Annotated in this window: 18 protein-coding genes; 1 reads left to right on the forward strand and 17 read right to left on the reverse strand. The window is 29.0% G+C overall.

Annotation, left to right across the window (positions count from 1 at the left end):
• The first annotated feature begins 56 nt into the window (after positions 1-56).
• Positions 57-1,208, forward strand: a complete 1,152-nt coding sequence (locus BUB70_RS07795) for a class I SAM-dependent methyltransferase (RefSeq protein WP_073120287.1) — start codon at positions 57-59, stop codon at positions 1,206-1,208.
• 40 nt (positions 1,209-1,248) lie between these two features.
• Here BUB70_RS07795 and BUB70_RS07800 read toward each other — a convergent pair whose 3' ends face one another.
• The 17 genes from BUB70_RS07800 to BUB70_RS07885 all read right to left on the reverse strand — a co-directional run bounded on the left by BUB70_RS07800 (position 1,249) and on the right by BUB70_RS07885 (position 18,708).
• Positions 1,249-2,586 (reverse strand): DUF3570 domain-containing protein, encoded by a 1,338-nt coding sequence (locus BUB70_RS07800; protein WP_073120288.1) that lies wholly within the window; start codon positions 2,584-2,586, stop codon positions 1,249-1,251.
• A 9-nt stretch (positions 2,587-2,595) separates the two neighbouring features.
• Positions 2,596-2,808 (reverse strand): DUF4266 domain-containing protein, encoded by a 213-nt coding sequence (locus tag BUB70_RS07805; protein WP_073120289.1) that lies wholly within the window; start codon positions 2,806-2,808, stop codon positions 2,596-2,598.
• A complete protein-coding gene (locus BUB70_RS07810) occupies positions 2,805-3,785 on the reverse strand; it encodes an FAD:protein FMN transferase (RefSeq protein ID WP_073120290.1) in 981 nt (326 codons plus the stop codon). Before BUB70_RS07810 ends, BUB70_RS07805 begins: the two co-directional genes overlap by 4 nt.
• A gap of 2 nt (positions 3,786-3,787) precedes the next feature.
• A complete protein-coding gene (locus BUB70_RS07815) occupies positions 3,788-4,228 on the reverse strand; it encodes a thioredoxin family protein (RefSeq protein ID WP_073120291.1) in 441 nt (146 codons plus the stop codon).
• A gap of 55 nt (positions 4,229-4,283) precedes the next feature.
• Positions 4,284-6,197 carry a mechanosensitive ion channel family protein gene (locus tag BUB70_RS07820; RefSeq protein WP_073120292.1) on the reverse strand — a complete coding sequence of 638 codons (1,914 nt, stop codon included), beginning with the start codon at positions 6,195-6,197 and terminating at the stop codon, positions 4,284-4,286.
• A gap of 69 nt (positions 6,198-6,266) precedes the next feature.
• Entirely contained in the window at positions 6,267-6,869 is a 603-nt protein-coding gene (locus BUB70_RS07825; RefSeq protein WP_308691393.1) for a YkgJ family cysteine cluster protein, read from the reverse strand.
• 70 nt (positions 6,870-6,939) lie between these two features.
• Complete coding sequence (locus BUB70_RS07830) at positions 6,940-8,217, reverse strand: APC family permease (RefSeq protein WP_073120296.1); 1,278 nt, start codon at positions 8,215-8,217, stop codon at positions 6,940-6,942.
• Between the two features lie 469 nt (positions 8,218-8,686).
• On the reverse strand, positions 8,687-11,230 hold the full coding sequence (locus tag BUB70_RS07840; RefSeq protein ID WP_073120300.1) for a TlpA family protein disulfide reductase: 2,544 nt from the start codon (positions 11,228-11,230) through the stop codon (positions 8,687-8,689).
• A 29-nt stretch (positions 11,231-11,259) separates the two neighbouring features.
• Complete coding sequence (locus BUB70_RS07845) at positions 11,260-11,694, reverse strand: protein-disulfide reductase DsbD domain-containing protein (RefSeq protein ID WP_073120302.1); 435 nt, start codon at positions 11,692-11,694, stop codon at positions 11,260-11,262.
• A gap of 161 nt (positions 11,695-11,855) precedes the next feature.
• Positions 11,856-12,260 carry a hypothetical protein gene (locus BUB70_RS07850; RefSeq protein ID WP_159431423.1) on the reverse strand — a complete coding sequence of 135 codons (405 nt, stop codon included), beginning with the start codon at positions 12,258-12,260 and terminating at the stop codon, positions 11,856-11,858.
• A 50-nt stretch (positions 12,261-12,310) separates the two neighbouring features.
• Entirely contained in the window at positions 12,311-13,036 is a 726-nt protein-coding gene (locus tag BUB70_RS07855) for a hypothetical protein (protein ID WP_073120307.1), read from the reverse strand.
• Positions 13,036-13,305, reverse strand: a complete 270-nt coding sequence (locus BUB70_RS07860; RefSeq protein ID WP_073120309.1) for a hypothetical protein — start codon at positions 13,303-13,305, stop codon at positions 13,036-13,038. The genes BUB70_RS07855 and BUB70_RS07860 overlap by 1 nt, the downstream gene beginning before the upstream one ends.
• 152 nt (positions 13,306-13,457) lie before the next feature.
• Complete coding sequence (locus BUB70_RS07865) at positions 13,458-15,500, reverse strand: hypothetical protein (RefSeq protein ID WP_073120311.1); 2,043 nt, start codon at positions 15,498-15,500, stop codon at positions 13,458-13,460.
• A 15-nt stretch (positions 15,501-15,515) separates the two neighbouring features.
• Positions 15,516-17,189 carry a hypothetical protein gene (locus tag BUB70_RS07870; RefSeq protein ID WP_073120313.1) on the reverse strand — a complete coding sequence of 558 codons (1,674 nt, stop codon included), beginning with the start codon at positions 17,187-17,189 and terminating at the stop codon, positions 15,516-15,518.
• A complete protein-coding gene (locus BUB70_RS07875; protein ID WP_073120316.1) occupies positions 17,146-17,547 on the reverse strand; it encodes a hypothetical protein in 402 nt (133 codons plus the stop codon). The genes BUB70_RS07870 and BUB70_RS07875 overlap by 44 nt, the downstream gene beginning before the upstream one ends.
• 2 nt (positions 17,548-17,549) lie before the next feature.
• Positions 17,550-17,915: a GntR family transcriptional regulator gene (locus BUB70_RS07880; protein ID WP_073120318.1), complete on the reverse strand. Its 366-nt coding sequence runs from the start codon at positions 17,913-17,915 to the stop codon at positions 17,550-17,552.
• A gap of 1 nt (position 17,916) precedes the next feature.
• On the reverse strand, positions 17,917-18,708 hold the full coding sequence (locus BUB70_RS07885; RefSeq protein WP_143155266.1) for a hypothetical protein: 792 nt from the start codon (positions 18,706-18,708) through the stop codon (positions 17,917-17,919).
• Positions 18,709-18,710: the final 2 nt, after the last annotated feature.

Here is an 18,710-nt window from a genome sequence, read left to right on the forward strand (position 1 = left end):
TAATTTCTGTGAATAGATTATTTTAGTATCACTTAATTAAAGCTTAGTTTTGCATCATGGAAGAATTTAAAAACCTTTTTGAAGAGATTCAAAGCAGCATTGTAGCTGATACGTTTGTAAAGATGACATTTAGCAAACCCATTCGTAAGAACGATGGCTTAAGAAATGTATATGTCCGTTTGGTCACCATTCAGGATCAACAAAAGTTTCAGTTTACCTATCGTAACAAAACCAATGATGTGGTGAAGAATTTTTCTATGGAAGAAACACTGGAACAAATAGAAGATTTATTGATGAATACTTTTCGTGCAGCGGTAGTGTTTACTTTGCCAGATGATATTCAAGTATTTGTTTCTAAAAAGAAAGCAGTAACACTTAAAAAAGTTGCCCCAAGCTTTACCAATAAGTTGCCAGAAACTCACGACAGACCTAAAGAAAAACGAGCTGCGAATAGAGAGTATTTGTTTCATTTAGGAGTGACTGACAAGGATGGAAATGTAATTCCTAAAATGGCAGATAAATATCGTCAGATTAATAAGTATTTAGAAATTATTGAGAGTTTAATCAACGGAGTGAAGTTGCCTAAAAAGATTCAGATTGTTGATATGGGATCTGGAAAAGGATATTTGACTTTTGCTTTGTATGATTATTTAAAAAATGATAGACATAAAGAAGTCTCTGTAACCGGAATTGAATTGCGTGATGGTTTGGTAAAATATTGTAATGATGTAGCTAAAAAATGTGGTTTTGAAGATTTACAGTTTGAAAACAAATTGATTCAGGATTACGACAATAAAAAGATTGATATTTTAATAGCTCTACACGCTTGTGATACTGCTACTGATGATGCGATTGCCAAAGGAATTGTAGCCAATGCTAGTTTGGTGATTTGTGCTCCTTGTTGCCACAAACAAGTTCGTCAACAATTAAAAGGAACAGAGCAGGAGAGCCCAATATTAAAATATGGTATTTTTAAAGAGCGTCAGTTTGAAATGATTACGGATACCATTCGTGCCTTGATCATGGAGAAACATCAATATAGTACCAAAGTATTTGAGTTTATTTCTAACGAACACACTCGTAAAAATGTGATGTTGGTCGGTTCTAAAACCAGCAAAAAGGTTGATACCAAAGACATCAACAATAAGATTAAAGATTTAAAAAATCAATACCATATAGATTTCCATTACTTGGAAAAACAATTGTAAAAAAAGCGCTTAGAAATTTCTAAGCGCTTTTTTTAAGGAGTTAATTTTTCTTATTCAGAAAAGGAATGTTTAGTGGTTCATCTAAAATGAACTTGATTCCTGCTGTAATCATATAAGATTTAAAACTAGAATCTCTATTGTATTTGTTGATTTTGACATCAATGCTTTTGATGGCAAATTTCCAAAGATGCTTTTCTGTAAAAATATCGGTATAAGACATTCCTAGAGTATATTGATGGGCATGGAATTTAGACAAATCATAATCCGAAGTATAATATTCTTCGGTAGAGAGATGTTGTTCATATCCGGCAAAATAATTTACTGCTGTTTGATTGTAATATCTGTAGGCAGTATAAATGGTGAATTTAGGTGAAATCTTAATCGGGATTTCTAAAGATGCGGTGTTAGATTTTATACCCCATGAATCAGTATAATATCGGTAGTAACTTCTTAATACAAAAATTTCGTTGATGTAATAATTCAACCTTAGTCCAGCAGCGATTTTGTTACGAGTACTTGGTAGTCTTTCAATATCATCAGCCAGTTGAAAATCTTTTACAAAAAAATCATTTTTATCACTGAAATAAATTCTGTGAAAAGGAGTTGATAACAATCCATTTTGTTGTACCAAATCTAAAGCCAAGGAGCTTTGTAATTTTTTAGATAAAATTTGTGAAAATCCGAAACCTACACTGTAAGAGTTTCTTGCTTTGCTATCAATAGAAGTGAAGTTTGGTTGATAAGTTCCTGTGCCGGTTATATTATTAGGATTGTAACCTTCTCTTTCTGAATTAGAATCTCTTAATTCTACTGGATAAATTAATTTCCACTGATCTAAATATACACTTCCATGCACACTTAATTCCGTATTTTTTTCGTTAAACAATCTTGAATAGCTACCTCCAAATCCTAAAGAAAAATAATCGAACTCGTTAGAAACGGAGAACTTTCCTGAAGTAATTTGATTTCTATCATCGGAACTATGGGTGTAGCTAGTGGTAAGGTTTACCCAGACATCGTTAGAAGAGGCTCCTGAACTTGCGACATAAGGATTAGCACGATCACTATCAAAAGGATTGATGTTACTTGAAGAAGCAGAAGTATAGGCAGAAACCGAAGCATCTACTTTTAAAATATCATCTGCATTCATGGGTACGGCTACTACAATAGCTCCTGTTCCATCTAATATTTTTTCAGAACCAATTCCTCCACCTGCTGCTGCATTTTCACCGTCTTGATAATATGCACTGGTTAAAAAATCAACTTCGGTATTTTCTAAAACTCTTTTTTTATAGGGAGTTTCCTCTTCGGTTTGTGCAAACATGTTCACAAAAGAGCCTACTAATATTAAAAGAGTGATGATATATTTTGTTTTCATGATCTGTACTTAATTACATCCACAACCTCCACCTGTTTTTCCTCCATTGGCACCAGAAGCCCCTTCTCTGTAGGAATGAAAAGTAGAAATGTTTCTATCTAAAGGTTTATCACTTAAAGTCATGTCCGGGTCGTTGATGTTGATTTTCTCATACTCTTTAACTACAGTACAGGAACTGAGCAGGAGGAGTATACCAAAAAAATAGAGGATTTTGAGTATCATAGTTTGTTGAATAAGATGTTGTTTGATTTGTATAAATTTCCTTCGTCATCTACAATAATGCATTCAACATTTGGAATTTGATTGATTCTGTTTAGCCCGATTTCTTTTCCCATGACAAAAACAGAAGTAGCCAAGGCATCTGCCAATTCTGCTTTGGGTGCAAAAATAGTAACACTACTCAATCCATGTGCAGGATATCCGGTTCTAGGATCAATAATATGTGTATATCTTTTTCCGTTGATGAGGATGAATTTTTCATAATTTCCAGAAGTCACTACAGCATTGTTGTGAATGGGTAACATACCAAAAGCTTTGGTTTTGTCTTTAGGATTGGTAATGGCTACTTCCCAAAAATCTCCATTGGGTTGTATTCCCCAAGTATTCATGTCCCCAGAAGCATTGATAATTCCTGCTTTTACACCTTTCCTCATCAATAATTTTTTAGCGACATCGGCAGCGTAACCTTTCCCTACGGCTCCAAACCCAATTTTCATTCCTACTTTTTTTAAAAATACAGTTTGGTTTAGTTTGTCAATCACAATGTTTTGATAGCCTACTTTTGAAACAGAAGCTTTTACTTTTTCAGGACTAGGCATTTCGGTTACAGAACCGTCAAACTTCCATATTTTGTCCATAGAAGCATAAGTAATATCAAAAGCTCCATCGGTAATTTGAGATATTTTGGTGCAACGTTCTATCAAACCAACTAGTTCTGGACTCGTTTTTACAGGCTTGATTCCTGCATTAGCATTGATTTTCGAAGTGTTAGATTTTGGATCCCAAGAAGAAATAAGCTTTTCTATTCGTTGAATTTCTTCTATGGCTAATTGGATGTATTCATTTCCTTGTGTTTCATTCTCTGCCACCACGGTAATGTCAAATCTACTTCCCATTAATTTTAAAGTTTGGGTATAGGTTTTTTGAGCATTCCCTATAGTAGTAACAAATAATAGACAGTAAAAAATGATGTTTTTCAAAACTATTTGATCATGGCGTTCAACACTTCAATATATTCAGAAGGAGATTTTTTTAAATAGCCAGTATTTCCTAATACTTTGGCATTTTTATCTAATACAACTACGTAAGGAAAGTATCCTTTGTTGTTGTATTTTTCAGCCAATTTGTTGTTGGCTTCTTGTTGTTCATCACTCAAAGCATTCTTTTTTCTTTTAGGAAAATCTGCTTTCACCATGATAAAATGATCTTTAGCATAAGTTTTAAAAGTATCGGTACTCCAAACTTCTTTCTCTAGTTTGATACATGGGGCACACCAATCGGAACCTTGAAAAACCAAAATAATGGTTTTGTTTTCTGCCATTGCTTGTTTTTGAGCGGCACTAAAATCTGTTTTCCATTCTTGAGCAAAAGATTCTTGAAGCCCTAAGAAAGTGGCTAAGATTGCAATGAAAAAATATTTCATGATAAAGAAAAAGTTGAGTTTATAAAATCAATAACGCAATTAAAGATATCATATTTTAATCAATATTGTTTTTATTTATTTTGATATTAAAACTAGGAGCTTTATAATTTTTATCTAAATAGTCTTTTGGAATGGTGGTCATGTTTCCATCTCTGTTAGCACGGTAATGAGGAGATAAAATTTCTATCCCCATTTCGTTACAAACATCTTGAATATTTTGATGAAGCTCTGAATATATAACTGCTTGTTTGGCTACTACTTTAGTATAGGCATTAATCTCATAAGACACATAATTATCATCTAAACTGGTTTGTAGTACAAAAGGTTTTGGTGTGTTAGACAAAGCTTCGGTTCTAATAGCAGCTTCAATTAATGCTTCATGAACTGTTTTCCAAGGAACATCGTAACCAATGGTAACCGTGGTATGCAAAATCAAACCGTTTTCATCGGCAATACTAGAATAGTTGATAATATTACTGGCTAAAATAGTAGAGTTAGGAACGGTAATAATTTCATTTTTAATGGTTTTTAAACGAGTAATTAAGAGGGTTTTTTCAACCACATCTCCTTTTAATTCTCCAATTTTAATACGATCTCCTATTTTGTATGATCCCATATAGGTAATGACCAACCCGGCCACCATGTTAGCAATGGCAGTAGAAGAACCTAAAGAAAATAAAACCCCTACAAATACAGAAACTCCTTTAAAAACATTAGATCCTGAACCTGGTAAATGAGGGAAAATTAAGACAATGGTAAACGCATATAATAAAACTTTTGCAATTCCAAAAGTAGGCATGGCCCAATCTGGATGAAAACCATTGATTTTTAATTTTTCGTTTTTAATTTCATTAAAGATGTATCCTACAAATTTGATGAAATATCTCATTACCATATAAATAACTATAATGGTAAATAAGCTAGGTAAAAAGGATATAAAACTTTTAAAAACATTGGTAATTGGATTCCAAATTAACCCAAATAATGTATCTGCCCAATCTCTTGTAAATGGAAAAATACTAAAGATAATTGGGAGGGTGATGTATAATAAAAGGAAGTAAACAATAATTTTTAGACCTGTAAAAATATAAGAAACCAACACTAAAGCTTGTTCAGTGGAAACCAACACATAGTCATTGTACTTAATGTCTTTTAACCAACTTTCTTGATTTTTTTTAATGATATTGTCAAGTTTTACAAAAAGGCGAGTTACCATTTTAATGATAAACCAGGTTAGTAAAATAGCTCCTAAGGTTAAGGCAATACGAATCAATAGTTTTTGTAAACTGTTTTCTTCTCTAGCGTTAGTAATAGCTATTTTAATAGTGTCCTTAAATCTTTCTGCAGTGTCTTTAATGGTGTGATTATACCAAATGGCATCTGCCTCAGAAATACTCATAATGATGATTTCTTTATAAACAATATCAAAGCTATTCTCGTATTTTGCTACTTTAATTTCATCGATATTTAAAAAGTCATCATTGTATAAATTTTCAATTTTTTTAGAAATGTTACTGGCTCTTTCTTTAGGGGTTGAAGAACCAATTTTGGTATAAATAGAAAATAAAGTGTCTTGTAAAACGCCAACTACAGGAAAACCTTTGGCAGTCTTTCTAAGAGAGTCAATTCTAGCTTTTTTCTCATTTATTCTATCTATTTCACTTTGTTCAATTTCTTTTAATTGTTTTAATAATTCTTGTTTCTGAATATTATCAGTTGTTTTAAGAGACTTTAAAGTGTTTTCTAATTCTACTTTTTTAATAGAATCAGCTTTTCTTTTTTCTTGAATTTCTTCAAGTTTTCTGTTAAAACCATTTAACAAAGCAAGGTTAATAGAATCATTTTTTTTAGCAATACTATCATTAGATTTTTGAATGCTATCTATAGCGGGAGGTTTGTTTTGGGCAAAACTTAAAGTAGTGAAAAGTCCTAAAAATAAGAGAGTAGTATAAGTATTAATGAATTTCATAGATTGTTAGTTCAAATAATATGTAATAACAAGATACATTTTTTAAAATAATAAGGAAAGTTACTTTTCTTATGCAATTTTTTCTAAGCCACTAGGAAATGGTCTGTATGCATAATATTGTAAAATTTCTTCAATAGCCATTTTAAGCGCTTTGTTTACGGGAAGCATTTGGTTTCCCAAATGAAAATCTATTTGGTTTAACTGCATGTAATAATTAGTAAAAATAGGAACAGACAAACCATTGTTAATGGCATCTACTGTATTGTTGTATTTTTCATGCTGTCCTTCTTTAATAATTTTACAAGTAGCCAACCTTAACTTTCCATACTTATCGGTATTGGCAGCAGAACCAAACAAACGACAAATCAATCCTCTATATTTATAATTACTGCAACTACCACTGTTACTATCAATAACAGAAAGAGGAGTGTACAATAAACAGGTAAGAGATTCCCTTTCGTTAAGCGTGTCGAGCATTTTTTCTGCCTCTCCGTTTAAAAATAAGTGAAAAGCCCATGGTAAAAATTCCAGAGGAGAAGCTTCAATAGTTGGATGTGTACAACATTTTCCGCAACCAGCAACACAACTAATACCTGATGCTTTTTGAAATTGAGCGGTATCTTGCTCTAATTGATAAAACAAATTTTCTACCAATTGTACCTTATGTTCCATCGACATATATTTTTATCGAATGTAGGTCAAAAAAGGATACGTTGTTAAAATACTTTATAAAGAAATATCATCATGTTTTTTCTTTTTTTAATAAGTACAAAAGTGATAAAAGAAGTATAACACCAGTAATACTCAACACCTCTACAAGACTTAAATTTATTAAGAAAGCAAGAATCACTATGGATGATAAAATAGGAATTGTAAACCCTCCAGGAAGTTTGAAGTTAGAATTGTCTGTTTTTGTTTTTTTTCTAAGTTTTATTACTGAAAGAGAAACTCCTAAATAAACCAATAAAATAGTAGCACTTGATAATATGGCTAATTGTTCAAAACCACCAAAAGTGGCAAAGGCAAAAGCCAAAATAATATAAATTAAAATAGCGGTGTAAGGCGTTGCAAATTTAGGATGTACTTTTGCAAGCCATGAAATAGGCAATACTTTATCTTTGGCGGCACCGTATAAAACTCTTGGAATCCCTAAAACTTCACTACTTAAATATCCAAACATAGAGACTCCAGCTCCAATAGTTAATATAGAAAATCCTACGGGTCCAAAAACACTATTGGCTACTTGACTTAAAGGATTGTTACTATAATTTGGTAAAGAGTCTCCCAATACACCTTGAGAAATAGTTTGTATTAAAATATATAAGATTAAAACTCCTGTAATGCTAATAAAGATGGCTTTTGGAATGTTTTTTTTGGGGTTGATGACTTCTCCGCTAATAGACAAACCTGATTCTGCTCCTTGAAAAGCAAAAAACAATAATAATGATGTTTTTCCTATTTGCGAAATTTCAGGAAATGAATGAATGTATAGGTTTGAGAATGTTATTTCTCCAAAAGAGAAAATGACTAATAATAAAAGAGGAATCAACTTGGTTATGGTAATTAATTTTACAAGTTTCATTCCTTCTTTAATTCCAATGATGTTAATATATCCTAAGCCTCCAAAAACAAAGGCAAAGAAAATAATTCGTGGTATTTTATTTTTAAAAACAGGGAAAATAGAGCTAAATACATCTGCTACTGCATTGGCAACGGCAGCATCAGCAGAAATAGTAGAGAGTACAAAAAGAATAGCAGTTATAAAGCCAAAATAAGGTCCAAAGGAAGTGTTTAAGTAAGAATATACACCACCAGATCCTGTTATTTTACTACCCACTTCGGCAAAACATAACATGACTAAAATAACAAGAATTCCACAAAATAGATAAGCTAAAACACTGGCAGAGCCTAGAGTAGAAGCAACTAAAGCAGGCAGCGCGAAAATACCTGCCCCCACAATGGTATTGATGATATTTGCGCTTAACCCTAAAACGCCAATTTTTCTTTTTAAATCTTGCATTGATTTTTTGCTTAATAAAATATTACCGCTAATCTAACATATTAAATATTTAATTGATAAATATTATGTCATGTTTGTACTTGTAATAATACAGTTATTTTAGGTTTTCTTTATTTAAATATAGGGTTATAAAAAAAATGGATAATGAAAAAAGAAAAAGGATGAGGTTTTTAAACCTCATCCTTTTTTTGTTAGAATTTAATTTGGTGACCACCAATACTAATTGTGGTGATTGCCATAATTATAGATATGATACCTATAAATAAGAAACAAACTCCAATCCATTTCATTAATTCAATAAAGTCATTTTTATTTTTTTTGCTAACTAGCTTTTCAGGTATTGGTTTTCTTATAATGTAAGATGAAGCTGTTTCAAAATGTTTTATGAAAAGAATACCTAGAAAGATCCATAATATAGATTTAATTAGAGAAATTGTAAAGTTTATCAATAATAAAGCTATCATAAATTTTATTTTTTTAATTCTTCTTCTAATATTTTTTTAATTTCTGTGTTGCTTCGGTGCCCAAATTTAGGATTTACCAATTCACCTTTTTTGTTGACTAAAGCATAGTGAGGAATTCCACGAATATTAAATTTATCAGTTAAATAATTCCATTCATCTTGAGTAACCCTGTAATGCTCTCCTTTGATATCTGGAATGGCATTTTTCCAAGTTTTTTCAGGGGAGCTTGGAGCAGAGATATATAAAAAGACTACATCTTCATCTTTCATTTCTTCTTTTAATGGAGCAATTCTTTTTATTCCGCTTCTACACGGTCCACACCAAGTAGCCCAAAAATCTACATAAATTACTTTTCCTTTAAATTTAGCAATCATAGATTCAAAAAGTTCATCACCTTCTGTTTTTTCAACCTTATTAACGTTGTAACCTGTTTTGGTTTTGTTGGCTTCTATAGTTGCAATTGTTTTGTTGTTGGCAATATCTATGTAATTGGCTACTGCTGTATTTGTAATTTCTTTTTTAATGTTCTTTAATTCACTATTAGTATAGGGGGTTAGGTCAGAAGTCAACTGTGTGGTATATATTTGTAGTGTATATATATCAAGAACCAAAGAAGTATCTAGGTCTAGAATTTCTTTCATTTTATCCTTTTTAGCTTCATAGTATCTTTTCGTTGATATAGTATTAAATTTATCAGAATACTTAGTGTAGAATTCTGATAGTGCTTTTCCATATTTTTCTTGAAATGTTTTTTGAATAGCTTTTTCCTCTGGAGTTGTTTTGTTATCCATAGCAATAAGCATTTCTTCGTCTACAGGACTTAGTTTTCCAGCTTTTTTTAATTGTCTTTTTAGGATTAGAAAAATATCTTCATTAGGTTTTTCTTTTTGTATTTTTTGTATTGCAGCTAGGTTTTCTTTATAAAAAGCACTAAGTCTTTGTCCATACTTTTTGTTAAAACCTTCTTCTCTTTTTTGTTTTTCAGGAGTATTTAAAAGTTCGCTAGCTTTAACGGCATCTATTTGCTCTTGAGGAATGTTTACATTTTGTTCTTGTAAATATTTTAAAAGATCATTGGTTGTTACCGTAGTACTAGTGTTATTGTTAAAAATATCTAAATAAGTTAAGTAGTTGATAAAACTGCTGTAACCTTCTGCCATTACGGCCTTTTCATTATTTAAAATCTTAGGAGTGATATCTGCTAAATAGTTTTTATCAATTCTATAATCAGGAAGGTCTTTTAACTCTTCAGGTTTTAAATTTCTTTTGGCTGATCTTGAATACATATCATAAGAAAGCATCTGCGTTAAGGTTCTGTATTCTAGGGCTAGTTTTTTTAGTTCTAAAGCCTTTTTACTAATAAAAGTTTCTTTGCGCAGTTCTTCCATTTGTTTCAGTGCTTCATCATGTTGTTTGGTATAAATTGCTTTAAAATCTTCTGGTTTTATTTGTAAGATGTTTTCTCTTGTTTTTTGATCAATTCCGTTTATTCTAATTGTTCTCATTTTTTCTAAATCGGTATTTACTTGCGCTAAATCACCTGTAAAAAAATGTTGATTTCCATCAATTATATGAAAAGTTTCTTTTCCTGGAGAAATAAAAATGGATTGATTGTTGTTAAAGACTCGTGATAAAACAAACTGAGGATATGTAATAGGGAGTTCTACTGAAAATGTACCGTTTTCTGCAATTTTAATAAGATGGGGTTCTTGTTCTCCTGTAAAAGCATTGTTTACATAGACCATTCCTGTTTTAATACCAATTCTTGAAGTATAATTTTTAATGATACCTGAATAAATAGCTGTTCCTAGTTTAAAATTTGGTGCTTTTAAACCTTCATTGTTTTTTGGATTATAGTTTACATTGTTTTGAGTTGTTTTAGAGTATATGCCTTTTTTACTACTATCTTCTTTAATGCTTAAAAGTCCTTCTTTATTTAGTTTTGCTTTGATGATTTTTTCTGTTCCATCTTTTTCCAATATTATAGTATATTTATTTTTTTTAGATTTTACAGTCTGGTAGTTCCAAATACTATTGTGTATTATGGCATTGTTTGAGTTAAAGCTGTATTGAAGTAATTCACTTCCATCAGTTTTAAACCAATTACCTAAAATTTTTCTTGGTGTAATGGAGTTTTCATTTGGCGTAATAACAATATCATAAACATACCAAGAACCACCTTCGTTTGCCTCACCAAACTCAATAGTTTTAACATTTTCTTTTATTTTAGGAAAATGCAACGCATATTCTATAATTCCAGATTCTGGTATTTCTTCCCATTTAGACATATTTATTCCTTCAGCCTTGGTGATGTATAATTTATCTGTACTTTCTAAATCTTGGATATATGATCCTGTTGGGATAAAAATTTTAGTATTTGGAGTTGTGTTTAAATGAAAATGCAGAATAGTTTCGGAATTTAATATTTCAATTTTGGTAATAGAACCAGGTAAAATACTTAGTCCATATTCTGGATTTTCAATAGTTTTTTGTGCAAATATTCCAAATGATGTAAGGAATATTATACAGATAAGAAGCTTCTTTTTCATTTTTTTTCTAATTAATAATTTTTTGTGGATTATATTTCTATTTCAAATTCGTGGTAATCTGGTATGCAGCCTTCTTTATTACAAGTCATATAGTCTATTACTCCTGAAATCTTAAGGGTTTTCTTTGAGGTCTGAATACGTTGTTTAAAAGTAGTTTTGTCTTTAAAGTAAGTAACATTCATATTAAAAACTTCTTCATATTTGATCATTCCTTTTTCTTCGGTAGTTTTTCCTAAAAGTTTAATATCGGCATTTTTATCAAAGCTAAAAACGGTAGGTAAGGGACCGTCTTCTGGTATATTCATGGAGTATAATATCCAGTCTTTTTTAATATTAGCGGTAAATATTAATAAATATTCGGTATTAGATATTTTTTCAACCGAAGTTTCCCAAGTAATGGGTTTGTGTATTTGAGAAAAACTGACATAGTTGATCAACAAAAACAATAAGAAAATCTTTTTCATAGCTTTTTTCTTTTTGATAGTAATTTATTATTTGTGGGGTAAAAAGGGGAGTGGTGTGGTTATGTTGTTAAAAACATAAAGCACTCATGAATAAACAATTATAGTGCCATTTTGTTGTTTTTTATTAATTACAGTTTTTTGTAATGAGTTTTACTTTTGTGTTATGAAAGATTTTTTACTTGGTTATTTTGAACACTAGTAAGATCTTCTTTCTCCTTTTTACTAAGTGTTTTATATATGACTTTAAAGCTAATTCCTATAAAAATTATGATAATTCCAAACGTAAGATATTCCCATTCTCCAGTAATTTTAAAATTTGGTATCCTAGAATTGCTATCAGAGATTTTGGAAAAAATCATTTGAAAAATATTTGCAATTACAAATCCAAAACCAGAAATATAAAATAGTTTGTTAAGAATAAATATTAAATCAATAATGCTGTTTTTGGTTGTAGCTTTTTCTTGATTAATAAACTTATCTCTTAAGAAGTTTATTACCATAATTATAAGGAACGTAATAATAATGATAAACACAAGTTTTACAAATAAGTAACTAAAATTATTCATGAAGTTTGTGTTTAAATTAAATGATTGATTTTCTTTCATAGTGTTGTACTTTAATATTTTTCTATTAAGTCTAGTTTTACAAATGTTTCATCATTTAAATTTAAATGGATGACACCATCGTAGGTATATGGAATGGTAAACTTGTGTTTTGTGTTGTTAAAAATAATTTCTTGATTGGTTATTTTATATTGAAACTTAGGGTTTACATTAACAGAATCCTTTAACATATATTGAATCATCTTAGGAGAAACTATTACGGAATCTTTTGAAATAAATTCAAAAACAGCATGATTAAAGAAGTGGTTGATGTATGGTTCAATTTCTTTATTATCAGTGTTTTGTTGTTTTGTAAAGCTAACAACAACATATTTTTCAAGATTTAGTTTTAGTTTTAAACGTTCAAAAAATAATGTTTTAAACTTGTTGCGATTTATTTCAAGAGTAATGTCTTTATTATTAGAAATATTTAAAGGGAAACTTTCTTTAAAAGAGTTATTGTATAAGGTAATAATGTTGTTGTTTATTTTATAATTAAAATGATTATATCCAAAAAGAGTTTCTCCAATACTTTTGTATCCAATAAACTCTAAAGAATCTTGATTAATAACATGAAGTGTACCACTTACGAAACTTAAAGAAGAAATTGTTTTACTGTCAGTTGTAGAGGTTGTTAATTGATAATACCCTTCTTCTAGTATGGATTTTTTTCCTGTAGGATTACAAGAGGATAATATAACACTTATGCCAGTGATTAAAAAGGTAATATATTTATTCATTATTGATGCTTTTTTAAGATATCTTCTAACAAAACATCAAAGTTGTGCATTGGGAAATCACCATCAATTACATCTCCATTTTTATCAATAACCACATATCTAGGAATTCCATTAAATTTAAATAGTTGACGTAAGTAGTTATATTCATCTGTAGAAAGTCTGTATAAATTTTTTAACTCTTGTTCTTTTACAAAGCTATCGTAGTTTTTTTGTGAATATCCATACGTGAATAACAGTCCAAATATTAGACTTAATAATTTCTTTTTCATTCTTTTTCTTTTTATAACGTATTTATATATGCTTTTGACACAGCTTTTTTTTAAATTCTTTCAATTCTCTAAGTTAATTTTTTTGTTTCTAGTAACATACTTTCAATACCTGTGTAAATTCGTATGTTTTAAGGGGTAAATTGATTTAATTGCTAATTTTTAGATTTTAAATTATCAAAATCATAAAAAGTTGCAAAAGATTCTAAGTATAATATATTATCTTCTTTGTCAATAACCGCAGTAAATGTCATTGAAGTATTTTGAAATAACTCATTGATATAATTCATTTCATCCTCTGAAATTCGAATACTATTTTTTAGATTATTTTCTCTAGTGAATTTTTTATAATACCCTTCAGAAGTATATTCGGGACTTGTGATAAAAAGAAAATTCGCCTCTTTTTCATACTTTTTTGAAGCAGGAATTATTTTATTATACATTTCTTTTTTTAAGTATGGACTCTTAAGTTCATTCCATAAAATAACCACCAATTTTTTATCTCTTAAGCCTTTTGTAAGTTTATTAAATACTTTTGTGGCCTGTGTATTAATTGAAAGTTTTTTGATGCTTTCGGAATCTCCTTTAATAATTTTTTTAGCTGTTTTTTTAAATATTGGATCTTCATTTTTATTGATGTTTTGCCAGTATTTAGTATATTTTTCTTTATTCTCAGCTATATTTGTGTAAGAATTTAGATTTCTTATTTTAATCATTTCATAAACAAAATCACTTGGGTTAATATCATAGCTATTGGCTAAAGAATCTGTTAAATGAAATGCTTTTGTTTGATACTTAAGTTGCTCTAAAACATTCTTTGCATAATGGAGGTTTTGTACCATAAAACAAGGTGTGAATTCTAGTCGATTGATAAATTGAGAAAAACGAGGTGACATTAAAAAACTATGTTCGTTTAAAGGAATGTCTTTTAAAAAATGATAATACGCATCTGGGATGTCTAGTTTTTTAATTTTAAAATTGTTATTATCTTTAAATAAGAGTTGATACGATTCCTTAAAAGGATGGATCATGGTGTAATCTAATAAATTACCATAATTATATACCAAAATATTACTCTTTAAGATGTTTTTTGTTTTTTCTGAAATTCCTCTTTTTTGAGTGTAAATTTCTAAGTCTTTTAAATCTTCTTTAAAGTTTTTAAGTTGTTGTTCTTTAAAAGGCAAAGGATCTAGTTTTTCGGCTAACTCATAAAACTTATAAGGCTCATAATTAGAGGGGATAAAATTTGATAAATCATCATTTACTTCCGCTAAAGAACCTTGATAAATGATTTCTGGAATTTTTTTCACATCTATACGAGTATCTAATAGATAGCCATTGTTTAATATAATTCCTAATGTTTGTCCTGGTTCTATGTAGAATTCAACAAATTTATTATTAATCAATAATGAACTATGTATAGGGTGATGTAGTGGTAATTTTATTGTAAACCTTCCATCGGGTTCAATAGGACTAGTTTTTATAAAATTTTCATTTGTAAAATAATTTTTTAAATAAGTTGTTACAGTTGTAAAGTCTAACTCTTGATTACCATTATAATAATCAATATAACCAACAATGGTAGCGTTACCTTCTTTAAAAAAGTCATTACTATTAAGATTAACTAAAGGTTTTTTAGTATTTTTGGCTAACTCACTATTCATCCATTTTGTAATGTGTTTTGGGATTAATGACATTTTTTTTTCTTTAAAAAAAGCAGCAACTTTTTGTGCTTTTTTTGCATCTCCTAACTCATATAAAAGGTTTATATAAACTTCATTGAAATAACTTTTTTGTTGATTATATATTCTTTCATATTGTTTTGTGATAATTTTTAAAGCCTCTAGATCGTTAAAATACTTGTAGTTATTTAATATGTAATCAGCTCTTTTGTATAGTTTTTCAGCACTTGTGTAACTGTTTATAGTGATGTTTTTGTTTTTTTTAACAACAGTTATAAAATCTCTCCATTTTTCTCCATTGGTTCTATTGTTTATACTATTCTCGTAAGCAACAGATAATTCAGCATTCATATACTCAATTTCAGCATTTTTTTTATTTGCTTCTTCACGTTCAGGCCCGTGAATTTTAGTATCAATATAAAAAGCAGTTATAGATGTAAATACCAACAAGGCAAAAGCAATAAAAATAGATGTGCTTTTTTTGCGTGTATGGGTTGTGTTTTCTTTCTTTTTCATAACAATTTTTAAAACTTATTTTTTAGCAGTTGTTTTTTCTAATTCTGTTTGAATGTTGTAGTTATTCAATTGAAAATCATTATCCATAATTTTTTCTTCTTTATTTATAAATACGGTAAAGTTTCTATTAGCACTTTTAAATAACTGTCTTAACTGGTTCATTTCATCTTCTGAAATTCTATAACTATTGGTGAGGTTGTGTTCTTTTACAAATACAACATACCAATCTGTTAAATATTTATTTTCTTCTGTTAGATAAACAAAAGCAACTTCATTTTTATATTTTTTATTAATGGGGTTTATGGTATTTTTTAATTGAGATTCAAACATGTGAATGCCATTATTTGCCCAAATTTTTAAAAAAATTGTTTTCCCTTTGTATGGAGCAATAATCTTTTTTAAAATAGCCCCTGCTTTGGTATTCGGTATCTCAACTCCTTGTTCTTTTTGGGTGTAATATTGATTGATAATTTGTAAAGCTTTTTTGTTTAAAACAGTATTTAGGGTTGTCTTAATACTATTCCAATACTCAATACCTTTTTGTTCGTTTTTCACAAAACCTGAATTGATAGTGTTTTTTACATCTCTTATTTTGGCTGTATTATTGATAAATCCAGAAATATCTATGTTAAAAGTTTTTTTTGTGATAGAGTCTTTTTTCTGCCACTTTTTTGTTAGTTGAGCCAAGTATTCATCATCAGAAGAAAAAGTCTTAACAAGACTAATTTCTAAACGGTCTAAATACTCAAAACGATTGATGAAACTACTAAATTGATCTGTTAACAAAAGACTTTGGTCATTCCAAGGAATGGTGTTTAAAAAGGTATAAAAATCATCTTTAGCATTCGGTTTGTATATTTTGTTTAAGGGTTCTAGTAAAACATCAGTAGGATGATGCTGAAGAAAATTAAATAGATATACTGCATTATCTACTAAAATGGTGTTCTTTAAAATCTTTGCTGCTTTGCTACTAATTTGTCTTTTGGAAACATAAGTATGATAGTTTTCTAAATTATACTGTAATTGTTGTTGTCTATATTTTTTATACGCATCATAAGAAAACTCTTGTGTTTTTTTATCGTTGTTATTATAATTAAAATCTTCAAAATTGTAGTTGATTAAATCATAATTTACTTGTGCCAAATTCCCTAAAAACAAGGTGTTTTTAAATCTATTTTTTCTAGGTTTTTTTGAATACAAACCTTCACTGTCAATTACCATTGCTAATGTTTGTTCAGGTTCTAAATAAAAAGGAATCCATTTGTTGTTGATAAATATCTTTGAAAATACAGGATGAGATAAAGGAAGGTTTGCTTCAAAACGTCCATCAGGATAAATGTTTACAATCGTAGAAAAATAATTTGATTCAAATATGTTTACTGGATAAAACATACCTGTGGTAAAGTCTAATGCTTGATTTCCATTGTATCCTTTAATATATCCTACAACTCTAGCAGAGCTGTCATTAAAAAAATCTGAAGTATCAAGACTGGTTAAAGGTTTTTTGGTGTTTTTTGCCAATTCACTATCTATCCATTCTTTTACAGATACTGGAATTTCATTAATTCTTTTATTTTTTTCGTCTAGCTCAACCTCTTTGGCTTTTTCTACTCTATTAAGTTCATAAAGTATTTTGGCATATTCTCTATTGTAGATATAATCTCCTGAACCTTGATTTTTTATATTCACGATTATATAACTTAGCAATGGTATTTAAAGCAGAAGTATCGTTAAACTTTTTATAATTTAGATGTACATAGTAATAGATTTGTAATAAATCAATATTATTGTATAAGTGAATATTTCTAGGAACAATTAGTTTTTCTATGGACGTCATAAATTCCTCCCACTTTTTATGATTTGTAGGGTCTTTTTCTGATGCTTTTTTCAGAAATTTTATCTCCTCTATGAAGTTTATATAATTAGCAGACTCTATTATTTCTGATCTAATTTCTTCTTTGTGAATCTTAGTATCAACAAAATAAACGGTAATAAAAATCAGTATAAAAAGAACTGAAGTAATAAGGATGTAGTTACTTTTTTTCATTACTAATCATTGTTTTTCAATTCGTTAAAAATTTCTTTAAAATCATTACTGTTTAATTTTAATAGTCTTATTTTTTCTATGATATAAGGCATCTCGTTTTCAAAAAAATCTTTTTTATCCTTTTCTTCTATTTTTTTTAAAGCAATATCATTCACAAAAAAACCTATTCCTCTTTTGTTTACAAATATTTCTTCGTCGTTTAAATAACTATAACTTCTCATTACGGTGTTTCTGTTTACTTCTAATTCAATGGCTAAATCTCTTACGGATGGTACTCTGTCTCCAGGCTGCAATTTTCCTTCTAGAATCTGATTACATAAGTTATCAGCTATTTGAAGAAAAATTCCTTTGTTTGATTTGAATTCCATATTACAGTTCTTTTTCTTTTAACTTAAAATAAGCAAAGGGGATGAGTAATAAACTGGTAAAACTAGTAATGGTTATTATGAGTATTAATCTAGTACCATATCCATATATACCACCATCATAAAGATATCTATTGTAAAGCGTTGGATAAAAATCATCAGTTGCCCCAGGATGAAATATATATGAATAAATTAATAGGATAACATAAATACCAAAAGGAATGGCGATAACAGTAAATACGGTTTTGAATAAGGTGTGTTTTTTATATATGATTGATCCTGTAAATAACATAAGACACATTGCTATAATTAAAGATATTGGTACATACATTTGCATTGGCCTTGAATTTTCTAAAGCAGAAAAGAAATTATAATCATAAATAGCAAAGTGCTTTTTATAATCCGTTAACATATAAAAATGATGTGCTAATTTTAAACTTACCCAAAACAAAACATGGTAAATAATAGTAAAGCAGATAGTTCTTATAAAAAACTGAACCAAATATTTTTCAAAAACAGAAGCCGGAATGGTTAAAAAATAAATGGTTTTTGATTTGGTTCTTAGTTCTGGAAATCCTGTTCCTATAACTAGGATGGCACTTAAACAATAAGATAATGTATATATAGTAACATGTGTATTAGCTTTGTATTCATGATTAGAACACAAATAAATATAATTAGTGCAAACCAATCCTATTAACAAAATAATACAAGTAATAAAATAGGCTTTGTAATGTATGCTTAGGTTGTATCTAAAATATTTAGAGAACCTTGTTAGGTTAAAGTATTTTTCCATTT

This window comes from Wenyingzhuangia marina (assembly GCF_900130035.1).
GTDB classification, from domain to species: Bacteria; Bacteroidota; Bacteroidia; order Flavobacteriales; family Flavobacteriaceae; genus Wenyingzhuangia; species Wenyingzhuangia marina.

Bases quoted from the DNA above. Each gene is read 5' to 3' on its own strand.
- BUB70_RS07795 (WP_073120287.1), top strand. From the start codon at position 57: ATGGAAGAATTTAAAAACCTTTTTGAAGAGATTCAAAGCAGCATTGTA.
- BUB70_RS07800 (WP_073120288.1), bottom strand. From the start codon at position 2,586: ATGAAAACAAAATATATCATCACTCTTTTAATATTAGTAGGCTCTTTT.
- BUB70_RS07805 (WP_073120289.1), bottom strand. From the start codon at position 2,808: ATGATACTCAAAATCCTCTATTTTTTTGGTATACTCCTCCTGCTCAGT.
- BUB70_RS07815 (WP_073120291.1), bottom strand. From the start codon at position 4,228: ATGAAATATTTTTTCATTGCAATCTTAGCCACTTTCTTAGGGCTTCAA.
- BUB70_RS07820 (WP_073120292.1), bottom strand. From the start codon at position 6,197: ATGAAATTCATTAATACTTATACTACTCTCTTATTTTTAGGACTTTTC.
- BUB70_RS07825 (WP_308691393.1), bottom strand. From the start codon at position 6,869: ATGGAACATAAGGTACAATTGGTAGAAAATTTGTTTTATCAATTAGAG.
- BUB70_RS07830 (WP_073120296.1), bottom strand. From the start codon at position 8,217: ATGCAAGATTTAAAAAGAAAAATTGGCGTTTTAGGGTTAAGCGCAAAT.
- BUB70_RS07840 (WP_073120300.1), bottom strand. From the start codon at position 11,230: ATGAAAAAGAAGCTTCTTATCTGTATAATATTCCTTACATCATTTGGA.
- BUB70_RS07845 (WP_073120302.1), bottom strand. From the start codon at position 11,694: ATGAAAAAGATTTTCTTATTGTTTTTGTTGATCAACTATGTCAGTTTT.
- BUB70_RS07850 (WP_159431423.1), bottom strand. From the start codon at position 12,260: ATGAATAATTTTAGTTACTTATTTGTAAAACTTGTGTTTATCATTATT.
- BUB70_RS07855 (WP_073120307.1), bottom strand. From the start codon at position 13,036: ATGAATAAATATATTACCTTTTTAATCACTGGCATAAGTGTTATATTA.
- BUB70_RS07860 (WP_073120309.1), bottom strand. From the start codon at position 13,305: ATGAAAAAGAAATTATTAAGTCTAATATTTGGACTGTTATTCACGTAT.
- BUB70_RS07865 (WP_073120311.1), bottom strand. From the start codon at position 15,500: ATGAAAAAGAAAGAAAACACAACCCATACACGCAAAAAAAGCACATCT.
- BUB70_RS07875 (WP_073120316.1), bottom strand. From the start codon at position 17,547: ATGAAAAAAAGTAACTACATCCTTATTACTTCAGTTCTTTTTATACTG.
- BUB70_RS07880 (WP_073120318.1), bottom strand. From the start codon at position 17,915: ATGGAATTCAAATCAAACAAAGGAATTTTTCTTCAAATAGCTGATAAC.
- BUB70_RS07885 (WP_143155266.1), bottom strand. From the start codon at position 18,708: ATGGAAAAATACTTTAACCTAACAAGGTTCTCTAAATATTTTAGATAC.